Annotated in this window: 19 protein-coding genes; 5 read left to right on the top strand and 14 right to left on the bottom strand. The window is 32.5% G+C overall.

Going from position 1 to position 22,274, the window contains the following annotated elements:
• Window positions 1-508: 508 nt before the first annotated feature.
• From hcp (CLMAG_RS12335) to CLMAG_RS12320, 4 genes are all read right to left on the bottom strand, one after another.
• The gene (gene hcp, locus CLMAG_RS12335; RefSeq protein WP_066622472.1) at window positions 509-2,161 is read right to left on the bottom strand and encodes a hydroxylamine reductase; all 1,653 of its coding nucleotides are present in this window, start codon (window positions 2,159-2,161) and stop codon (window positions 509-511) included.
• Between the two features lie 77 nt (window positions 2,162-2,238).
• On the bottom strand, window positions 2,239-2,454 hold the full coding sequence (locus CLMAG_RS12330) for a YuzB family protein (RefSeq protein ID WP_066622470.1): 216 nt from the start codon (window positions 2,452-2,454) through the stop codon (window positions 2,239-2,241).
• A 24-nt stretch (window positions 2,455-2,478) separates the two neighbouring features.
• Window positions 2,479-3,699, bottom strand: coding sequence for an NAD(P)/FAD-dependent oxidoreductase (locus CLMAG_RS12325; protein ID WP_423231074.1), 1,221 nt, complete (start codon window positions 3,697-3,699; stop codon window positions 2,479-2,481).
• 302 nt (window positions 3,700-4,001) lie between these two features.
• On the bottom strand, window positions 4,002-4,607 hold the full coding sequence (locus CLMAG_RS12320) for an FMN-dependent NADH-azoreductase (RefSeq protein ID WP_066622466.1): 606 nt from the start codon (window positions 4,605-4,607) through the stop codon (window positions 4,002-4,004).
• A 179-nt stretch (window positions 4,608-4,786) separates the two neighbouring features.
• On the opposite strand from CLMAG_RS12320, the gene CLMAG_RS12315 reads away from it, so the two are divergent.
• Window positions 4,787-5,548 (top strand): DUF438 domain-containing protein, encoded by a 762-nt coding sequence (locus CLMAG_RS12315; protein WP_066622464.1) that lies wholly within the window; start codon window positions 4,787-4,789, stop codon window positions 5,546-5,548.
• 44 nt (window positions 5,549-5,592) lie between these two features.
• Window positions 5,593-5,826 (top strand): DUF2249 domain-containing protein, encoded by a 234-nt coding sequence (locus CLMAG_RS12310; protein WP_066622462.1) that lies wholly within the window; start codon window positions 5,593-5,595, stop codon window positions 5,824-5,826.
• Between the two features lie 58 nt (window positions 5,827-5,884).
• Here the strand turns inward: CLMAG_RS12310 and CLMAG_RS30755 are convergent, their stop codons facing one another.
• The 9 genes from CLMAG_RS30755 to CLMAG_RS12270 form a co-directional block, all read right to left on the bottom strand.
• Window positions 5,885-6,100, bottom strand: a complete 216-nt coding sequence (locus CLMAG_RS30755) for a 5-formyltetrahydrofolate cyclo-ligase (protein ID WP_082831902.1) — start codon at window positions 6,098-6,100, stop codon at window positions 5,885-5,887.
• On the bottom strand, window positions 6,069-6,281 hold the full coding sequence (locus tag CLMAG_RS12305; RefSeq protein ID WP_139264325.1) for a 5-formyltetrahydrofolate cyclo-ligase: 213 nt from the start codon (window positions 6,279-6,281) through the stop codon (window positions 6,069-6,071). The genes CLMAG_RS30755 and CLMAG_RS12305 overlap by 32 nt, the downstream gene beginning before the upstream one ends.
• Window positions 6,282-6,366: 85 nt before the next feature.
• Entirely contained in the window at window positions 6,367-7,314 is a 948-nt protein-coding gene (asrC, locus tag CLMAG_RS12300; RefSeq protein WP_201787650.1) for a sulfite reductase subunit C, read from the bottom strand.
• Between the two features lie 21 nt (window positions 7,315-7,335).
• Window positions 7,336-8,127, bottom strand: coding sequence for an anaerobic sulfite reductase subunit AsrB (gene asrB / locus CLMAG_RS12295; protein WP_066622452.1), 792 nt, complete (start codon window positions 8,125-8,127; stop codon window positions 7,336-7,338).
• On the bottom strand, window positions 8,128-9,129 hold the full coding sequence (asrA, locus tag CLMAG_RS12290) for an anaerobic sulfite reductase subunit AsrA (RefSeq protein ID WP_066622450.1): 1,002 nt from the start codon (window positions 9,127-9,129) through the stop codon (window positions 8,128-8,130).
• A 43-nt stretch (window positions 9,130-9,172) separates the two neighbouring features.
• The gene (locus tag CLMAG_RS12285; RefSeq protein ID WP_278330539.1) at window positions 9,173-9,976 is read right to left on the bottom strand and encodes a formate/nitrite transporter family protein; all 804 of its coding nucleotides are present in this window, start codon (window positions 9,974-9,976) and stop codon (window positions 9,173-9,175) included.
• Between the two features lie 215 nt (window positions 9,977-10,191).
• Window positions 10,192-10,653 (bottom strand): MFS transporter, encoded by a 462-nt coding sequence (locus CLMAG_RS12280; protein ID WP_066622446.1) that lies wholly within the window; start codon window positions 10,651-10,653, stop codon window positions 10,192-10,194.
• Between the two features lie 363 nt (window positions 10,654-11,016).
• Window positions 11,017-12,666 (bottom strand): hydroxylamine reductase, encoded by a 1,650-nt coding sequence (gene hcp / locus CLMAG_RS12275; RefSeq protein WP_066622440.1) that lies wholly within the window; start codon window positions 12,664-12,666, stop codon window positions 11,017-11,019.
• Between the two features lie 782 nt (window positions 12,667-13,448).
• Window positions 13,449-14,723, bottom strand: coding sequence for an IS110 family RNA-guided transposase (locus CLMAG_RS12270; RefSeq protein WP_066616512.1), 1,275 nt, complete (start codon window positions 14,721-14,723; stop codon window positions 13,449-13,451).
• Between the two features lie 451 nt (window positions 14,724-15,174).
• On the opposite strand from CLMAG_RS12270, the gene CLMAG_RS12265 reads away from it, so the two are divergent.
• The 3 genes from CLMAG_RS12265 (at window position 15,175) to CLMAG_RS12255 (ending at window position 17,332) form a co-directional block, all read left to right on the top strand.
• Window positions 15,175-15,504 (top strand): cupin domain-containing protein, encoded by a 330-nt coding sequence (locus tag CLMAG_RS12265; RefSeq protein WP_066622438.1) that lies wholly within the window; start codon window positions 15,175-15,177, stop codon window positions 15,502-15,504.
• A gap of 5 nt (window positions 15,505-15,509) precedes the next feature.
• Window positions 15,510-16,079, top strand: a complete 570-nt coding sequence (locus tag CLMAG_RS12260) for a TetR/AcrR family transcriptional regulator (RefSeq protein WP_066622436.1) — start codon at window positions 15,510-15,512, stop codon at window positions 16,077-16,079.
• Between the two features lie 95 nt (window positions 16,080-16,174).
• Window positions 16,175-17,332: a TDT family transporter gene (locus CLMAG_RS12255; RefSeq protein ID WP_066622434.1), complete on the top strand. Its 1,158-nt coding sequence runs from the start codon at window positions 16,175-16,177 to the stop codon at window positions 17,330-17,332.
• A gap of 252 nt (window positions 17,333-17,584) precedes the next feature.
• On the opposite strand, the gene CLMAG_RS12250 is transcribed toward CLMAG_RS12255, so the two are convergent.
• Window positions 17,585-21,877 carry a 2-hydroxyacyl-CoA dehydratase gene (locus CLMAG_RS12250; RefSeq protein WP_066622432.1) on the bottom strand — a complete coding sequence of 1,431 codons (4,293 nt, stop codon included), beginning with the start codon at window positions 21,875-21,877 and terminating at the stop codon, window positions 17,585-17,587.
• Window positions 21,878-22,274 lie beyond the last annotated feature (397 nt).

The following is a 22,274-nucleotide window of genomic DNA, read 5'->3' as shown; positions in this document are numbered from 1 at the left end:
AAGGAGCTCCTATATTATGAATCTAGCCAACAGTTCAATATAAATAATTATTTTCACCACAAAAAGAACAGATCTTGTTATAGGGGTAGCGCCAACATTCGTGCAAAAACAGTCATAATACATTATTTACCATTTACATATCTTATAACTGTCACTACGTAAAAGAAGATTACGTCATATGCTATATCTATGTAAGATTATATATCTTAAAACTACAACTTCTTAAAGTGGGTAAAAACAAATATAAATGTCAACAATTTATTTTAGTATGGATTTTTAGATAATATTAGTACTATTCCATTATTATATTTAAGCTAAACCATATATTTTATAGGTGATAATAAATAATAACTGCTTAAGTGTTAAAATGCTGTTTACACAATGTAATAATCAAACAAGCTTAGAACAAAAAGAGTTTACAGTTAAAAATTTGCTGCAAACTCTTCTTTATCATCAATAATTTTATATCATGACTAGTTGCCCTAACTAAATTGAAGTAACCTTCACTTTAGTTTGTTTGTTTAAGTGAACTCTTTAAATCATCCTCTGGTGTACTTATTGGTTTTATATCAAAGGTATCTACTAGATACTGTAATACATTTGGAGATATAAAGGCTGGTAAAGTTGGTCCTAAGTATATTCCTTTTATTCCAAGTGATAACAATGCCAATAAGTCAGCAACAGCTTTTTGTTCATACCATGAAAGTACAATTGTTAGTGGTAGTGAATTTACATCAGTTTCAAAGGCATCTGCAAGTGCAGTAGCTATTCTAACTGCTGAATAGGCATCATTACATTGACCTACGTCTAATAGTCTTGGTAATCCAGCTACTGTTCCAAAGTCTAATTTATTAAATCTGTACTTTCCACAAGCTAAAGTAAGAATAACACAATCCTCTGGAACCATTTTAGCAAAATCAGTATAATAACTTCTTCCTGGTCTAGCTCCGTCACAACCTCCTATTAAGAAGAAATGTCTTAGCTTTCCTTCCTTAACTGCATTTACTATAGCTTCTGCATGGGATAGTGTAGCATGATGTCCAAATCCCACTAGTATTTCTTTTTCTTCTTCATCTTCTTTAAAGCCACCTAATTCTAATGCTTTATTTATTATTTCACTAAAATCCTTAGTTCCGTCTTCTGAAACATCTATATGCTTTATTCCATCCCAACCTACGACACTTGTTGAAAATATCCTATCTTTATATGTTTCTCTTGGCCTCATTAAGCAATTAGTAGTCATTAAAATACAACCTGGAATTCCATCGAATTCTTTTTGTTGGTTTTGCCATGCAGAACCGAAGTTGCCTACTAAATGTTTATATTTTTTAAGTTCTGGATATCCATGTGATGGTAACATTTCACCATGGGTATAAATATTGATTCCTTTACCTTCTGTTTGCTCAAGGAGCATTTCTAAGTCTCTTAAATCGTGACCAGATACTATAATAAATGGTCCTTTTTTAATATTAACATTTACTTTATGAGGTGAAGGATTTTTGTATCTAGTAGTATTAGCTTCATCTAAAAGCTGCATTACCTGTACGCTCATATCTCCTACTCTCATAGTCATACGTATCATATCATCCAAGCTCAAGCTATCATTTGTAGTAGCTTCTAACCCTAAGAAATATATATTATCTACTTGGTCATTATTGTAATTAATAAACCTAGCTTGATGTCCATAAGCAGCTAACCCTTTTAATCCATATAATATTGTTGATCTCAAGGATCTTATATCAGCATCAAGTTCTTGATCATACATAATTCCTGCCTTTACTGAATCCTTTAACATCTCTTCCTTTGTATCGCTTAAATTGTATGTAGCTGCATCTGGATAGTTGCCTTCTGGTGCTTGATCTCTTAATATTTCCTTTATCTTTTGTGATTCCTTCAAGAATCTTACATGGACTTCTGCATCAAAGTTTACATTTGTTAATGTTGTAAATAAACCATTCTCTACAAATTTCACTATTTCTTTATCTATAATTTTACCTTGTTCAATTAGAGGCTTTGCATAGCAAGAAATACCCTTTAATTGATATATTAACAAATCCTGTAAATTTGCGATTTCTGGTGTTTTCCCACACACACCACTCTTTGTGCATCCCTTTCCTCCAGCTGTTTGTTCACACTGATAGCAAAACATTGAATTTTCCATATAAATATCTCCTTTTTTAATATTTTTATTTTGATAATTTTAAAACTTACAGTTTAGATTAACTATTGACGAGTCACTCACATCATATTTTCTATTTTTTTCAACAGCTCATCTGCTGTATCAGCTTGAATCATTTCATCATCAACCAATGCATAAGGTCCTACTGCACAGTCACCGCAATACCCCAAGCATCCCTCCACCGAAACTTCGATGTTCTGGTGATTTTCCTGCAATGCTTTAACTACTTTTTCAGTACCAAAACTAAAATTATTCTCACAAAATTTAACTTCCATTTCTTTTCCTCCTAGTACTGTACTTTATTCTTTTCTAGTTATAATTTCACTTTCTATAAAAATCTTAGATAAGTCAAATTCATCTACTAAAATTTGATTTTCTATAGCTGATTTTAAAATAGGCGATTTTTTTGTATCCCCAATAACGATTGCTCCAGCTATTTTATTTTCATGAATAAATATCCTTTTGTAGACCTTATTTTCCGAACTTTCTTCAATTAAAGAATAATCACATTTACCTTCGTCTACATTTCCCATAGAAAATAGTGAAATTCCAAATGCATTTAGAGTTGTTACCGGAACAATATCCTTATAGACTTTATCCATGCCTATCATGTTGTACCCTGCAAGCTTCCCTTGTTCTATAGCTATATTCCAAAGTCCAGAAATTCTGCTCTTAAACTCAGCTACATCACCAGCAGCATAAATATCCTGAACACTGGTCTCCATCTTATTATTTACTATTACTCCCTTATTAAAATTGATAGGAGTATCTTTTATATACTTAATATTTGGACGTACTCCGGCATTATAAACTACCATATCACAGCTTATCTGTAATCCATCCTCTCTACTTACTCCTGTAACACTATTTTCTCCAAGTATTTTATGTACCTGCGTTTCCAAATATACTTTTATATTATAACTTTCTATTATACTGTGAAGTATTTGCGATGCCTTTATATCAAGCTGCATAGGCATAAGCCTAGATTGAATTTCAGCAATGGCAACTTCCGCACCATGTTGATTTAACTCCCATGCAGTTTCTAATCCCTGAATCCCACCTCCTATTGTTAATGGCTTCTTTTTTTCAAGAACTATATCTTTTACAACCCACGCATCTTCTAGGTGCCTAATTGTGTAAACATTCTGCTTATCTATCCCCTCAATAGGTGGAGTAAAATTGTGAGCACCAGATGCTAATAATAACTTACTAAACTTTAGTCTACTGTCATCGTCTAAAATTACTTCATGCTCCTCTACATCTATCCTAGTTACTTCTTTATTTATATATAATTTGACGCTATTTGCTTCATACCACTCTCTCTTTTGAAGTAATATAGCTTCCTCTGATAAATTTCCAAATAAGCCCTTAGTTAGTCTTAATCGATTGTAGGGATAAAACTTCTCATTTGAAATCATGTGTATTTCAATTTCACTATCAACTTCTCTTATTGCCTTTATAGCACTAATTCCAGCGATGCCCCCACCAATTATAATTATCCTATTATTCAATACGTTCACCACCATAATTAATTCTTGTAATTAACCTAACTCAAATATATTAATATTATTTTAATAACTTGTTGAAGTTATACATTTCATTCAGAATACAGAAAGTTAGCAAACTAAGAACCTTTGTATTTTTTCATAACCTTATATACTTATAGATATAGTAACCTCTTTCTTCATCAGCAATGGATATATACAATAAATTGGGGCTGTTGCACTAAGTAGATATCTAAACCATAACCTTGACTTACACTAGGGATAAGCCAAGGTTATGGTTATGGGTGCCTTAGTGCAACAGCCGCTCTTTTAAAAAACTAAAAATTTTTTGCCTTTTCTTTTGCTGTTTCAATCGCATTTTTTACAATTACTTCTACATCTTCACCAATAACATCCAACTTCTCTGCTGATATTGTGGTAAAATCAGTTATTCCAAGGAAACCCAATATTGTTCTTAAATATCTATCTCCCATCTCATAAGCTGCAAGTGGTCCTTCAGAGTATCCACCGCCGCCCCTTGCAACAATATGGACTGCTTTTTTCCCTTGACATAAGCCAACTGGTCCCTCTGCTGTATACTTAAATGTAATTCCTGTAACACATATATAATCAATGTATGCCTTTAATATTGCCGGAAAACTTAAATTCCAAAGTGGCGCTGCAATTATATACTTATCTGCTTCGGCAAACTGATATGCGTATTTTAATATTGGATGATCCTTACCTTCACCAGGTGCTGGTGCATGAAGAGTAATACCCTCTTCTGTTAGAAACCCTATACCTTCTTTGTATAAATCTAAAGTTATAATTTCATCGCTAGGATTTAGTTCTTTGTACTGTCCAACAAAATTATCTGAAATTCTAAAAGTTCTTGATGCTCCTTCTGGTTTTACATTTGCTTTAATATATAATACTTTACTCATCTATTTACCTCACTTTAAATTTATTTTCACATTTAATATTCTTGATAATTACTAATTTTCTATACCTGTAAAAAATTAATCAACAAAATTTGATTTGAATCACATAAAATAATAATTTTCAGTAGTAAAATTAGCTCATAAGTTAAATGAATTAAGAGAATATGTAGGAGGTATTATATATGAATTTGGTAAATGAAGCTCGAATCGAAAAGCTTACGGCTGTTCTCAAAAAGCTTAATGCAGGAGTAACAGAAGAATCAAGAAAAGAAGCCTTGACTATAGTAGCAAATATAGACCCTATAGAGTTATCTGTTGCAGAGCAACGCCTTATTGAGCAGGGCATGGATCCACAGGATTTGAGAAACCTTTGTGACATTCATATGGAAGTTCTAAGTGATGAATTGGTAAAGCTAAAAAAGAAGATTGAGCCCGGACACATGTTAGATACTCTTATAATTGAACATGAAAAGATAAAAGAGTTTTTGACAGAGCTGGAAGCGCTGAATCTAGATATTCAAATTCTAAATAGTTACAGTGAAAATCCAAACTTATTTGTAAAGTTAGAACATTTAGCAAGTAATATTATAGATGCTGAAAAACATCATAAACGAGAAGAAGATGTACTGTTCCCAGAACTTGAAAAAAGGAATATCACTGGTCCCACAAGAATTATGAGAATGGAACATGATGATTTGAGAAAGAGAAAAAGATTACTTAAAGAAACAGCGCATAATGCTCAAGCCATGGACTTTAGTGAGTGCAAGATAAAAGTAGACGAGCTAGCAAAGTATATCGTTTTTCACCTCAGAGATCACATTTATAAGGAAAACTACATCCTATATCCTACAGCTATAGATGCAATAAAGGATAAGGAATTATGGATAGAAATGAAAAACAAGAGTGATAAGATAGGTTACTGTCCTTTTACTCCTGGAAAATAGAGAAAATATATAAAAACAAGTATAATATGAAAGGATGATTTTAAATGATACAATTTGCTGCAAAGGTAGATGCAAGAAAATACGAACCTAGAGATAAACATACTATTATATTTGACACCTTCGATAAACTTAATTCTGGAGAGGTTATGGAACTTACTAATGATCATGATCCAAGACCTCTACATTATCAATTTTTAATAGAGCGTGAAGATAAATTTGATTGGCAGTATATTGAGCAAGGACCAGAAATTTGGAGAGTAGCTATTAGAAAGAAATAAGAATTAAAAGGCCGTTTCTTAGATCGGCCTTTTGTTTTACTTTTAGGAAAATTAGAATTTATAGATGAATAAATGAATCATTTGTAATGATTCCATCTATTCTTACATCAGAGCTTTCCATAGGAACACTGTCTACTACTTGAAGCTGATATGCTAAAGCAATTTTTTCAACCCTTTTGCTCATTTTCGTAAGAAAACGGTCATAAAATCCTGCTCCATATCCTAGTCGTCCACCCTGCCTATCAAAAGCTAACGCCGGGCATGAGTATAAGATCTATATCACTACTATCTGCTGCAGAACAATTTTCCGATGGTTCTAATATGCCAAAACAACCAGTTTTTAAATCAGACAAACTGTTAATTCTAAATATCTCTATACCCTTTTCTTTTGTTGTGGTATAACCCTTTGTCCTCCACCTGCAAAGCAGGTAGTTTAATGTTTCGCTATCACTCAACAGGCTAAAGCCCATAATTAAAAAACGGGCGTTAGTGTTAATTATAGATATAAATAACACTAACGCCCGTTCCTTAAATCGGCTATTACCAATAAATATTATCTTTTATCTCAACTTTATTTCCTAGGCTTACATCTTTTAATGCCCATTTCTTGTATTCTTGATATCCAGTTCTGTCTATAATGTATCCAATATGCTCTTTACCTAACGGTGCATCTTTATCAATATACTCTTCTATAAAATCATAAGTGTTTAATACAATTTTTATTATACTCTCTTCATCTATCCACTTAGCAAAGTCTTGAGCTAGTCTTGGGTTTTTCTTTCCTGTTCTTCCCATTATAACTAGCTTAAAGTATTTTTCATCACTTCTTGTCCATGCACCTGTTGGACATTTTCCAACGCATTCTCCACAGCCAATACACTTGTCATGATCTCTTACAACCTTAAAGTTTTCAAAAGATAATGCTCCTGTGGATCTTTTCTTACAATTCTTAACACAAGCTTGACAGCTTATACATCTGTAGCTATCATACTGCGGTTCAGTCATTCCTATAATCCCAAAATCCTGCATTCTAGCTTTTATGCAATCATTAGAACATCCTGTAAAAGCAATTTTTACATGACGATCATTAGGGAAAATTGCTTTTTCCATTTTCTTTGCAAATGCAGCTGTATTATAATTACCAAAAGGACAAACATTATTTCCTATGCAAGCAGATACATTTCTTGTACCAGATGAAGCATACCCTGTATTTGGATCCACTTGATTTATTTCTAAACCTTCTATTACAGGTTGAATAAGTTCATTTATCTTAGGGATGTTTCTCATATCTATCCCAGGTATTTCAAATCCTTGTCTAATAGTTATATGAACAGTTCCATTACCGTACTCTTCAGCAACTTTTTGTAGTATTTCAAAATGTTTTGCTTCCATACGTCCGCCTGGAACCCTTATTCTTATTGCAGTTTTTCCTCTTTCCTTTGTTACTCTAAATGCGTTCTTTTTCAACTTTTTTGTATTAATATCTATAGACATACTTCTTCCCCCCCTTTAATCCATTAAATTTTTAGCTTTAGTATAGTTAAACACTGGTCCTTCTAAACAGATATAAGTATCATCCATTTTACAGTGTCCACACTTACCTACGCCGCAGCACATTTTTCTTTCATAGGAAACCCAAATATTTTCTTCTTTGATTCCTCTTTTAAGAAACTCAGCTATAGTAAACTTTATCATTATTGGAGGTCCAACAGCCACCACTTGTGCTTCTTCTATATTTTCGATTTTTAAATCTTTAATATAAGTAGTAATCAAGCCAACATTACCAGTATATCCTTCTTCAGCTTTATCTACAGTCACTGTAACATTTACATTGTCACTCCATTTTTTTAGGGATTCTTTGAACAGTATATCATCTGGTGATTTAAATCCAACTAAAAGATCTAAGTTCTTAACTTCATCTCTGTGCGCTGAAAAATAATCTACAATTCCCTTTACTGGAGCTAGTCCAGTTCCACCTGCTGCTACAATAACTTCTTTTCCCTTATATATATTTACATCAAATCCATTTCCATAAGGTCCTCTCATGAAAAGTGTATCTCCTGGGAAGAAAGTATGGATAACATCTGTAACTACCCCAACACGTCTGATTGTTAAATCTATATATCCTTCTCCTATTTCACAGACAGATATTGGAGCTTCTCCGTATTTAGGTATAGAAACCTCAAAGAATTGACCAGGTTTAACATCACCTGTAAATTCCATTCTAAATGTATAATCAATATCTGTATGTGGAGTAATACTAATTATCTTACTAGCCTTTGGTAAATATATATTCTCCATTTACTTCACCTCTTCCATAGCGTTGTTTAATTTATTTATACAATTTGAAAGTGAGATATACTCTGGACAGGCATCGTCACATCTTCCACAACCTACACACATGTGATAACCAAATCTCTTTTTAAAGTCATAAATCTTATGCATAACTTTAAATCTCATTCTTTCACCTTGATCTTTTCTAAAGCTATGTCCGCCAGCCATATCTGTAAATCCATCCACTTGACAGGAAGCCCAGACTCTTCTTCTTTCTCCAGTCTTTTCGTTATCCTTGTAGAATATATCCTGCATTGTAAAGCAAGCACAGGTTCCACAGACTGTATTACATCTGCCACAAGCTATACATCTCTGTGAATACTCTCTCCATCCACTCCAACCAAATACGCTTGTGTCTAAGTTCTCAGGAACTTTTACTTCTTTTTCGTTAGTTTCTACAAATTGGGGACTTACTTCAGACTGTTCATAAGCCTGAAAATATGCTTTAAAGCTTTCATCTTTACATTCAACAAAAACTTGTCCATCTACTACTTTTACAAATAGATCATATTCCTCTGTTTTGTTACTTCCCATACTTACACAGAAACAGTTTTCAAAGCTGTTTTCACACTCCATAAGTACAAATTTAACTTTTTCTCTTAATCTCTTGTAATATGGATCTTCTGCACCATTCTTTAAATAGATTTGATCTAGTCTCTTAACAGCATGTATATCACAGCTTCTTAGGAATATTAATGCTTTTTTATCATCTGCTTTAGGTTCTGTTACACTATCTTCTGTAAAGTAAAATATAGTTTGTGTAATTGGAAGTATGACTTCCTTTGGCGAGAAATTAGACTTCTTATTAAATTCTATTTCCTCAACTTTATTAACTTGACCATACCTAACAGTATCTGTATCTGAGAAGGTACCCTTACCTTTTAAAAGTATAGGAGCATAAACCTTATATTCATCCCCTATTGCGGCTAAAAAATTATTAAACTTTTCTGAGTTTAACTTATATCCCATCTTAATCCTCCCTATGCTACTTTATTTTATTTATCTGAATTCTTCAGACTTTCTTATTAGATATATACCAATATGCTATACCTACAAAAAGCATTCCACCAACAATATTACCTAATGACACCGCTGTTAAGTTATACATAAATCCATTAAGAGATACTGGCACATTATGTGGAATCATTAAAGCTATTGAAAGCAATGTCATATTTGCTACACTATGTTCAAAACCTGAAGTTATAAATGCAAACAGACACCAAAATACCATGATAAGCTTTGCAGCTTCATCTTTTAATTTAAAAAAGCACCATACTACTAAACACACTAAAATGTTACATAAAATTCCTCTTACAAACAGCTCCATATACGGTGCTGTCATTTTTGCAGCTGATGTTTTTAAAATAAATTCTGCTGTAGTACCTCTCCAAAGTCCAGATTGTACATACAATGCAGCTAACACTACGGAACCTAAAACGTTTCCAATGTAGCTGAAAATCCATATATCCCAAACTGAACTCCAAGAAACCTTTTTCTCTATGGCACCTATCGGCATAATCATGTTATTACCTGTAAATAGTTCTGAACCAGCAGCTAATACTAAGCTTAATGCGATTTCAAAAGAAAATCCCATTGGCATTTTAGTAGCTGGTGCATTTACAGATGATAGCAGACCTCCTACCGTAAATATAAGTATAATACCAAAACCTACAAACATACCTGCTAACGCCGATGCAATTGTATCACTACTTTTACTCTCTTTTAAAAACATTGCCTTTTTTACTGCAGCTCCACTAAGTTTGTTAATTTCCTCGGCAAACGAATTTACTACCCTTTCAAATTTTTTATATTGTATTACATATCTATATTGTCAGCTTCTATAAATTGTGGTCTTACTTCAGACTACTGCTCAGGTTTAAAGTATGATATAAAGTTTTATCCTTTTATATGAGGAAGGATCAATTTTTATATATTAATTTTGCTTCCCACTATATGATAAATGTATCACAATGATAGGTATACCACAACTTCTTTTTTAACTCTGTGATGCCCATCACGTTTACTAACTTTTTATGCTTTGCTAGTAGCAGCAGAGTTCTTTGAACCCATCCTAAATATGCCCAAAATTATTAATGACATTATAGCCAATGCTGAAAATACTAAAAAGCCTTTTGAAAATCCACTTAAATTTGCACGAGTTTTATCTATAAAGGATGCCATTACAGGTGGTGTTACAAAGCCTCCAAGGCACCTATCCTCCAACCCATCTGCAGCTCCTCCTATTGTATGTGGAGCTTCCTTTGAAAGTATCTTGAATACAGCGGCATTAGTTACTCCCATTCCAGCAGCTAATAATAAAATTCCAACTATAGCTAATGGTAATAAATTAGCTATTACCATACATATTGTTTCTAAAAGCATTATAGAAAGGGATGTTACGGAAACGATTTCTCCACCCAGTCTATCAGCGAATTTTCCACCATATACTCTAGTAACTGATGTACTAATTGACTTCAGCAATTGTAGTTCCATAAAGTGCTACCGCAGCAAATCCTACGAAAAAACCAGTAGTTGATCTCGTTAGTACTTGCTTTGAAATAATTGTTAATTATTCAACTCAAATTTTTTAAAAATTATATTAATATTTTTGAGCAGGTATCTGAACTTAGTATTAGAAATGTGCCAGTATCCTTCCCCTGACTATATTATAGGATTTAATATTATTATTTTCGGTAACTTATACTACGTTTATCTAATTAACTTGTAAAAATAGTGGATAGTACAAATAAAGCAGACATTCATAGAAGCTGAAATACTTTTCTATTATTTCTAAAACTAAAAAAAGAACTAAATCTACGTTTAGTTCTTTTTAAGTCAATTTGAAAATAAATATAATTATCCTAAAAACACTTTTAAATCTTCATCAACAGTTCCAATTCCTGCTATTCCAAAATTCTCTACTAACACTTTAGCCACATTTGGTGATAAGAAGCCTGGAAGAGTTGGTCCTAAATGAATATTTTTTACTCCTAGATGAAGTAATGCTAGAAGTACTATTACAGCCTTTTGCTCATACCATGCTATATTATAAGCAATTGGAAGTTCATTTACATCATTTAATCCGAATACTTCTTTTAATTTTAAAGCTATTACAGCTAATGAATAGGAATCATTACATTGTCCTGCATCTAGAACTCTTGGAATTCCACCTATATCACCTAAATTTAATTTGTTATATTTATATTTAGCACAACCTGCTGTTAAAATTACTGTATCTTTTGGTAGTTTTTCAGCAAATTCAGCATAATAGTTTCTTGACTTCATTCTTCCATCACAGCCAGCCATAACAAAGAATTTTCTGATAGCTCCAGATTTAACTGCTTCTATTACCTTATCAGCTAAAGCAAATACTTGTGCATGCGCAAAGCCTCCAACAATTTTTCCAGTTTCAATTTCTTTTGGTGCTGGTAGGTTCTTAGCATGAGCTATAATTTCACTAAAGTCTTTTGCTTTACCATCTTCTCTTTCTTTTATATGTATAAAGCCTGGATATCCTGTAGCTCCTGTAGTATAAACTCTGTCCTTATAACTATCTCTTGGTGGTATAATACAATTGGTTGTAAATAATATCGGTCCATTAAAAGCTTCAAATTCTTCATTTTGTTTCCACCAAGCATTACCATAATTACCTACAAAGTTTGAATATTTTTTAAAGAAAGGATAATAATGAGCTGGTAACATTTCACCATGTGTATAAACATCTACTCCTGAATCTTTTGTTTGTTCTAAAAGTTCCTCTAGATCTTTTAAATCATGTCCTGATATCAATATTGCAGGATTATTTCTTACCCCAATATTAACTTCTGTTATTTCAGGATTTCCATAAGCACCTGTATTAGCTGCATCAAGCAGAGCCATAACATCTACACCAAATTTTCCTGTTTCTAATGTAAGCGCTACCAAATCATCTGCACTTAATGTATTATCTAATGTAGCTACTAATGCTTTTACAATAAAATCATATATTGCTTCATTTTCTTTTCCTAAATTAAATGCATGTTCAGCATAAGCAGCTATACCTTTAATTCCATAAATGATTAATTCTCTTAATGAACGTACATCTTCATTTTCTGTAGCTAATATTCCTACTTCAATAGACTCTGATTTTGCTAAAAGCTCTGAATCACTTTCTACAACAAAAGTAGCTGCATCATGTAATTCTCCTAAATCTATTCCTTTACCTACTAATTCTTTTTTTATTTCTTCTCTAAGTTCTATACCTTCTTTTATTATTTGAATAAAAGCTGCATCATCAAAATTAGCATTAGTAATAGTCATAAATAAACTATTTAACATGAAATGATTAGCTTTAGTAAATTTAATACCATCCTCTAATCCTTTCTTTTGAAGTATTGCAATACCTTTTAATGTGTAAATCATTAAATCTTGCAGATTTGCAACTTTATCTATTTTCCCACAAACCCCTTTTATTGTACAGCCTGTCCCTTTAGCAGTTTCCTGACATTGATAACAAAACATACTCATTTAAATTCCTCCCTGTATAATGTAGTTATTTTAAATTTCCAATATATATATATTATATATATTTTTTCATATAAATTCGGTATCATATGTTACTGTCATTAAATATTTAATAATTTTTTCCTGCTGGTTTAATATTTTCTGTATCAAAAGCATAGTGATTTTCACTTGTCTATGTTCAAAATAAAGTATATTAATACATTGAAGAACTTTTGAGACTATTAAAAGATAATGATCTATAAAACTAAGGGATTCATTTTTTCAACAGTAAAAGCATTATTACCTATCATAAGCTCGCCTGTACCATCTAATATCCGAAACATAGTATCTCCACAGGCCACTTCGCTACTTATACCTTCTCTCTTATCTAGTGAGAAAAGGGTACTATTATAATTGGTCTAAAACTATTTTTCCCTTTCAACTGACTATTTTAATTGTTGTTTTACCTAAAAGTACCCCCTTTAAATTCCTTATTGACACTATATAGTATCTTTGTTATTCTTATGTTAGTGAACGTTAACTAAAAAATGAAGGGATGAATTTTGACCAATGTGTAAAGAGATCTAAAATTTATCGAGGGTAGACTTATAGGAACTTTTTCACGACAGTATGCCCCTTATCTTCACAGAGTATGCGGCGTTTATTGTAATTAATTATATTATTGAAGCAATTTGGTAATATGTCAAGAACAAAATGAAAAGAAAATCAAATGATTTCTTTAAAAATGGGTAACCTTAATAAACATACAGTCCAATGAGAAAGTATGTTCGTATAATTTATATAGATTAATCTACTCTATTTGAAGAGTAGAGCTGATTTTTAGCCAGCAATCCAAAAATCATACGAATAAGTTTACGAGATGTTAGCGCGAGTGCTCGTTTGTGCTGATGTGTAGTTACTTCAGCAAATTTCTTCTGATAGAACTCTTGATATTCAGGAATATGGCAAACAACACTTCCTGCAGCTTCTATGAGATAATAGCGTAAATAACGGTTACCAGCTTTGTTCATAGGTGTATTTTCAGCTTTAAAACCTCCAGATTGATTTTCTTTCCACACGATGCCAGCGTATTTAGCAATAGCATCATTACTAGGAAATGCATGCACACTTCCTAATTCAGCAAGAATGCCACTGGAGTAAACAGGGCCAAAACCAGGAATAGACATTAATATTTTGTATTCCACAGGATTCATTCCCATAACAGCTTTTTCAATGGCTTTGTTAATACCTTTAAGTTCTTTATCAAAAGCCTGAATACAGTTGAAAGAACAAGCAATAGAGGTTGTTAATGGCTCATACAAACATTTATCAAGACGGTATGAATTACGTGCAGCTTGCTGCAAAATTTCAGCAGTCATCTGAGGATTAGAAATCCTTTTCCGACTTTTTCTATTGACGAAGTCAACAAGTTCTTCAATTGATGTATTTGCAATATCTTCGGAAGATAGAAATTCAGTAAGTATTGAAGATGCGGTAGCACCGTATTTATTAGAAAAAGGATGATCTTCTCCCTGTAATAATGCAAATTCGCTGAACTTAAGAAATACATTGGATAACATGTAAGTTTTTTCTCTAGTTAAGCATTCAACAATATGAAGTCTGTGCCTTGTAAGTCTTTGCAGAGCAAGATATTGAGAACCACGCCAAGGTTCAATATGAATTCTGCCAACTCTTGCAAAGTCAGCAATAACAAAAGAGTCAATGCCATCATTTTTATCAAGAGAATTAAAGGATTCTTTGTAGTTAGCAACTTCCTTAGGATTCAAGCAGTAAACATAAGGTTTGTAAGTCATAAGTTTTTCACTAGCAGATAAAAAATTGGCTATATGTACTCCATAAAAGGAAGTAGATTCTAAGCCGATTATAACAGCTTTAAAAGTATTGTTTTCTAAAACCTTAACAAGCATGGATTCAAGTTGCTCTGCACCAAATTGCGTATTAGGAACAGGTTTCATCTTAATCAAGAATTCCTGTTCAAAATTAATAGCAGAGACAACATTTTGTCTCGCACCAATATCGATACCAACAAATAGAGTTGATAAGTAATCTAATTTCTTCATGAAATCACCACCTTTCAAAAATAATGAGGAAATTAGAAAGGATTATCCTAATCCAAAGTACTAACTGCAACCTCGCGTAATTAGCATTCATCCAGACGCAAAACCTTGCTGGTGGCTGCGAAAGGAGATGCAACATTTGTGTAAGCAGAATATGATACTTTGGTCAGGCTGCAAGCTTTACAGGCAATAACACAATGTGTTTTGCAGGAGGAATACAGCAGTAACCTTCGCTAAAGTTCCGTTATGACTATTTTAGCATTAGAAAATCCTTTAATAAATAGTAGGTTAAAACAGTATAGATCGGAAAGTATAAGAATCAGCAATACTGAATTGGGAGAATCCCCACTAGAAAAATTGAGATGCTTTCTTAATCTATACAAAATATAAAAAATAAATAAGTTTATAGGCAGTAAATAACTGCTATAAACTTATTATACGAGGAGGAAATGTAATGGAAATTATTAAATTAGAAAATCTCGCGAAGGGTTTAAATCCTAGAGGAGTAACAGCCCGAAAAGTCTTTGAATCTGAAGCAGTAAACATTATGAACTTACTTTTGAAACCTGGAGAAAAGGTAGACACCCATGTAACTCCTGTAGATGTCTTCTTTTATGTAGTAAGTGGTAAAGGAAAGATAGAAGTTGGAGAAGAATCAGGGGTCGTAAGTGAAACAGATATTGTTATTAGTCCAAAAAATATTCCTCATGCTGTCTATGCATCTGAAGGAGAGAATTTTGAAATTTTAGTTGTTAAGACACCCAATCCAGTAAAAAGGAGCTGATTCTTTTGAATCAAGGTTTAAACCGTAGAGAGAGTATCACACTATCTGCTATTGAAATTATCGATGAACTAGGGATCCAGGGTTTTTCTATTCGTGAATTAGCTAAACGACAAGGAATAAAAGAAGCGGCTATATATAGGCATTTTGAAAGTAAACAAGATATAGTGATATCTGTATTGAAGATATTTAGCGATTTCGTTCAGAATGTAATACATTCGATTAATGAAAAAAAACTAAACCCTAAAGAATCGATAGTATTTTTCATTCAATCTCATACGGAATTTTTTGAGGAATATCCCTCAGTTACATCTATAGTATTTTCTGAGGAAATATTTCGAGACAATGATATTGTAGCTACTGAAATGAAAGATATTTTTAAAATGCGTTCAAATTACATAGTACATTTAGTTGAAAGAGCACAGACTTTTGGAGAAATTTCTACAAAATTTACTTGTGAAGAACTTGCAGATCTTATACTTGGCTTGCTTAGAAGATTAACTATGAAGTGGCGAATCAACGGCTATAACTTTCCTTTAACAGAGAAAGTATTATTAATTTTAGAAAAGTTATTCTAAAAAGTTATAAAAAGGATCTATAAACATTCTCCACTTCATAGCTCCTTTTTATAACTTTTGACAGAAATATAGTTTAAAAACTAGGAGGACTGTAAATGAAAAGAGTCGATATAATTAAATATTTTTCTCCTGCTTGGTTTACAATTATTATGGGGACAGGCAGCCTTGCTAATATTCTTTATTTATTGGCAAATAACTGGCACATAGGACATAATCTTGGTATTATTCTTGCTTTACTCAATGCAATTTTATTCATTCTATTCCTTTACCCTTGGGTTACCCGATGGTTTAATCATTTTGACCTATTGAAAAAAGATCTTAATCATCCAATCACCGGTAATTTCTTCGTTACTATGCCATTAGCAACAATAATTCTGGGCTCAAATTTTGCCCTTATGGGCAAACCTTTTTTAGGTGAATCATTGGTATATCTTTGTTTTTCAGCCTGGATGATTGGGGTAATCGGCGCAGCCATATTTGGGATATATGCAGGATATAATCTGATACGTTCAGAAAAAAATCTACCCGGGGTAATAAATTTTTCATGGCTTATTCCTCCCGTTGGAAATATGGCGGTACCCCTTATCGGAAACCCCCTTGTTAAGATGCTTTTGGTTAATGATCCAGGTTTAGCAAGAGACGTTCTTTTGATAAATTTAGCATTTTTCGGGATAGGATTTTTTTTGTTTTTGTTTATAGGTGGAGTTGTTTTTACACGTCTAGCCATTCACTCAATACCATCGACATCATTAACTCCTACATTCTGGATACCATTAGGTCCAGTTAGTGTTGCAGTTGTATCACTATTAGGGTTAGCAGATACATCAAAAGCACTTGGCATTATCACTTCAGAATCTCTTATTTATTTTACAGCGGCAATTATCTGGGGAATGGGCATTTGGTTTCTTGGCGTAGCCTTACTGATTTCTTGTCGTAATTTTATGAAAGAAGGAATTCCATTTTCTCTTTCCTGGTGGGCGTTTATTTTTCCGCTAGGAGCTTATGCGATGTCCAGTCTAAAAATGGCAGATTATTTTCATTCTAAATTGGTGTATTATTATACTATTATTCTTATACTCATTCTAGTTGCCTTATGGACCATAACATTTGTTCGTACTGTTAAATGTACCTTAAATGGGAGTCTATTGAGACCCAATACACATAGCTTACATCAATCATCAGAAAAAGATAACAAAATGGTTGGCAATACTCCAAATAACTTAGGAGAACCTGTCAATTCATTCGATATCTAATAAAAGCTTAATAATAAAATTTCTACTCATAACAATATATGTTACCACACCACCTAGTTTCAATACTTTTTCAATTACAGGAGCAAAGTTTTTATCTTCATCATTTCTAGCAAAAATAACGTTGTGTACGCAACGTTATTTTTGCTAATTTGATTATATTATAAAATTGTAGTATATCAATTATAAAAATACTGTTGCCTTTTATCCTCCTCTTTTTCTACTTTGCTTTCATTATAAATTGTAGTTATATTTTTATTTAAATTTTCTTTTTAATCCTAAAGCAAGAGCTGCAAGTCCTGTTATTGCAGATGTAGCAACAAAATCAATATTTTTGTGAGCAACAGACATCATAAGCTTTATTCTATTTAATTGATTAACTTGACTGGCACCCGGATCATAATCTATAGCTGCAATATTAGCCTCTTTATATTTTTCTTTTAAAGCTTTTATTACACCCTTGCCAGTAACATGATTAGGAAGGCAGGCAAAAGGCTGCGCACAAATAATATTTGGAGTTCCAGATTCAATAAGTTCAATCATTTCAGCAGTTAAAAGCCAGCCCTCACCAGTTTGATTTCCAAGAGAAATAATTTCTTGAGCAAGTTCAGCCAGACGGCTGATGGTTACAGGTGAATTAAATCTTTTACTCTTTACGAGTTCTTTTCTTATAACATTTCTATACATTTCAATTATTTTTACTAAAGTATTGCCTAAAATCTGTGCTTTTTTACTTCCGGATAAATATTTATATTTAAAATCTTCATCTAAAGCACTGTATAAGAAAAAATCAATAAGGTCTGGAACAACAGCCTCTCCGCCTTCTTCTTCAATGATTTTTACAATGTCGTTGTTAGCGGTTGGATGAAACTTTACAAGTATTTCTCCAACAACACCTACCTTGGGTTTTTTAATATTTTTAATTTCTATATTATCAAAATCGTTGACAATATTGTTTACATCTTTTCTAAACCTAGTAATACTGCCGCTTCTTACAGTTTCTTTACATTTATCTACCCATTTTTCATAAAGCAGATTTGCAGAACCTGGAATTTTTTCATATGGCCTTATCTTATATAAAACCCTGATAAACAAGTCTCCGTACAAAAGCCCTATAATAGATTTATGGAATAACGCTGGAGTTATTTTAAACCCAGGATTTTTTTCAATTCCCTGCGAACTTAATGAAATTACAGGTATATTCTCAAGATTAGCATCCTTTAGGGCTTTTCTTAAAAATCCTATATAATTGGTGGCTCTGCATCCGCCCCCTGTTTGTGTAATAATGACAGACGTATTATTTAAATCATACCTTCCTGACTTTAATGCATTTATTATTTGACCGACAACTATTATTGAAGGATAGCATGCATCATTATTAACAGACTTAAGCCCCTCATCAACAGCAGCTCTATCTACAGAGGGCAACACCTCAACATTATAGCCAGATGCTTTGAAAGCTTCCTCTATAAATTGAAAATGAATAGGGGACATTTGCGGTGCTAAAATAGTATGGTTTTTTTTCATTTTTTTTGTAAAAACAATTTTAGGATTATTATTTAATCTATTTCTATCAGGAACAAATCCCCTTTTTTCTCTTTCATCAATAGCTGCTTTTAAAGATCTTACTCTTATTTTTATAGCACCTAAGTTACTAATTTCATCTATTTTTATTTGTGTATATATTTTTCCGCGAGCTTCCAAAATTTCTTTAACCTGGTCTGTTGTTACAGCATCAAGACCACAGCCAAAGGAGTTAAGCTGAATAAGTTCAAGATTATCATGAGAAGCTACAAAACTTGCAGCGGAATAGAGCCTTGAATGATAAACCCATTGGTCAACAACTCTAAGAGGTCTTTCTATTTTGCTAAGATGAGAAATAGAATCTTCGGTTAAAACCGCAAACCCAAAGGACGTAATGAGTTTGTCTATTCCGTGATTAATTTCAGGATCCAAATGATATGGACGGCCAGATAAAACTATTCCTTTTCTGCCAGCTTCTGCAAGGGTTTTGATAATTTCTTCACCCTTGCACTTAATATCCTGTTTAAACCTTTCCTTTTCAGCCCAAGCACTATAAACAGCATCCCTAATTTCGTTATAAGGTATACATAAGAACTCAAATACATCGGAAAGCCTTTTTATGAGCTTATCTTTATCGTTTAGTGATAAAAATGGATTTATAAGTTTAATATTAGTTTCTTTCAATATATCCATATTATTTTTTATAACTTCAGGATATGATGTAACAATAGGACAATTATAGTTGTTGTCAGCATCTTCATGCTCTTTTTCTTCATATGAAATAGAAGGGTAAAATATAAAATCAACATTTTTATTTATAAGGACAGCTATATGTCCATGAACAAGCTTTGCAGGATAACATACAGATTCAGAAGGAATAGTTTCAATACCAAGTTCAAATATCCTCTTTGAAGATATGCCTGATATCTCTACTCTAAAGCCTAACTTTGTAAAAAATGTATGCCAGAACGGATAGTTTTCATACATATTGAGAACCATTGGAATTCCTACTATTCCTCTTTTAGATTTTTCTTTGTTTAAATACTTATAGCTAAGCAGCTTTTTCAATTTGTATTCATATAAATTAGGAATATCTTCTCTTCTTTCAAAATTACCAGAACCTTTTTCACACCTATTACCTGAAATAAAAGATTTATTATCTTTAAATTTATTAACGGTTAAAAGGCAGTTATTTGTACAAAATTTACATCTTCTGACTTCTGTTTCATAATTAAAAGCAGATAGTTCCTCCAGTGATAGTATTGTGGAAATGTGACTTTGCACATATCTTTCCCTAGCAATCAGGGCAGCTCCAAAAGCTCCCATAATTCCAGAAATATCAGGTCTTACAACTTTTCTCCCAGAAATAAGTTCAAAACTTCTGAGTACTGCATCATTATAAAAGGTGCCGCCTTGAACAATAATTCTCTCTCCAAGTTCTTTAGGGTCTCTAATTTTAATAACTTTATAGAGTGTATTTTTAATAACGGAATAAGCGAGTCCTGCAGATATATCTCCAATTTCTGCACCTTCTTTTTGAGCTTGTTTCACCTTTGAATTCATAAATACAGTGCATCGACTGCCTAAATCAACAGGCTTTTTTGCAAAAAGTCCTTTTTTTGCAAATTCCGGCACTTCCATATTTAAAGATTTAGCAAAGCTCTCAATAAAAGAACCACATCCAGCTGAACAAGCTTCATTTAACAAGATACTTTCAATAACACCACCTTTAATAGTTAAGCATTTCATATCTTGCCCGCCAATGTCTAACACGAAGTCTACATTTTTTAAGAAGAAATCTGCGCCTTTATAATGTGCCACAGTTTCAATTTCTCCAATATCAACATGTAAAGCGGCTTTTAAAAGATGTTCTCCATATCCAGTTACTACGGAGTTTGCAATATAACAAGGTTCAGGCATTTTAGAATATAAATCTTTTAATGCATTTATTGTTAACTCTATAGGCTTTCCGCCGTTGCTGCCATAATATGAATATAATAGATTACCGTTATCATCAATTAAAGCTAATTTTATTGTCGTAGATCCTGCATCTATACCTAAAAATGTTCTTCCGCCGTGTAACGATAAGTCTTTTCTGGCAACCCTATGTAAATCATGCCTGTCTTTAAAATTTTTATATTCTTCTCCATCTATGAATAAAGGTCTTAATGTATTGATTTCATGATCTATGATATTCTTTGAATTTAAAATCTTTTCAAGGAGCTTTTTAAATGTCGTTTCCTTTTCATCTATACTTGATCTAGCGGCTCCTAACGCAACAAAAAGCTGAGAATTTTCTGGAAATATTATCTGGTTTTCTTTTAAGTTTAATGTTTCAATAAATCTACTTCTAAGTTCTGATAAGAAGTATAAAGGACCGCCTAAAAAAGCAATGTTCCCTTTAATAGGTTTTCCGCAAGCTAACCCGCTTATTGTTTGATTTACAACAGCCTGAAATATAGATACTGCAATATCTTCCTGAGCAACACCCTCGTTTAAAAGCGGCTGAACATCCGTCTTTGCAAAAACTCCGCATCTTGAGGCTATAGGATATATTGTTTTATAATTTTGGGCAAGGTCATTTAATCCTGTAGCATCAGTTCTAAGAAGAGTTGCCATTTGGTCAATAAAAGCACCAGTTCCGCCTGCACAAGTTCCATTCATTCTCTGGTCAACTGTTCCGTCAAAATATGTGATTTTAGCATCTTCACCGCCAAGTTCAATTGCAACATCTGTATCTGGAATTATATCTTCTACAGCTTTTGTCGATGCAATTACTTCCTGAATAAAAGAAATTTTAAGCCATTTAGAAACCGCAAGTCCGCCAGAACCTGTAACCTTAATCTTAATTAGATTATCACTAAATTTTTCAGAGGCCTCCCGCAACACTTCAAGAAGAGTGCCTTTCATATCCGAAAGGTGTCTTTTATATTTACTAAATATAATTTTATCAGCTCTATTTAGAACTAATAACTTAATAGTTGTAGAGCCAACATCTAATCCACAATGTAGAATTTCCTTCATAATTACGATTACCCCCTATTATCCCATAATCATTGTATGCGAAATTTCTAGTTAACTTTATATATTCATCGTATATCAAAAAATACAACAAAGCATTGATATAAATCAAAAAAAGAGAGAAAATATTTCCTCCCTTAATTAATCAAATGTATTCGGAAACCCTTAGGCCTCCATTTATCTTAATCCCGGAGGGTTCTTTTTTATTCTTCCCCCCAGAATTTCAAACAAAATATTAAAAAATTCATTTACTTTTTCCAAAAACACTTGACAAAATCAATAAAATTTGGAGCCTCGCAATATGGAATCTATTTACAAAACAATTGTGAGGTGTTTTTATGTTAGGTAGCTGGCGTAGCCATTCTAATTATCAAAATTTTCTTCTATCAAATATTAAGGG

The sequence above is a fragment of the Clostridium magnum DSM 2767 genome (assembly GCF_001623875.1).
Lineage (GTDB): Bacteria > Bacillota > Clostridia > Clostridiales > Clostridiaceae > Clostridium_AM > Clostridium_AM magnum.
The sequence above is the reverse complement of the archived record's forward strand: the minus strand, read 5'-3'. Positions and strand labels throughout refer to the sequence as shown.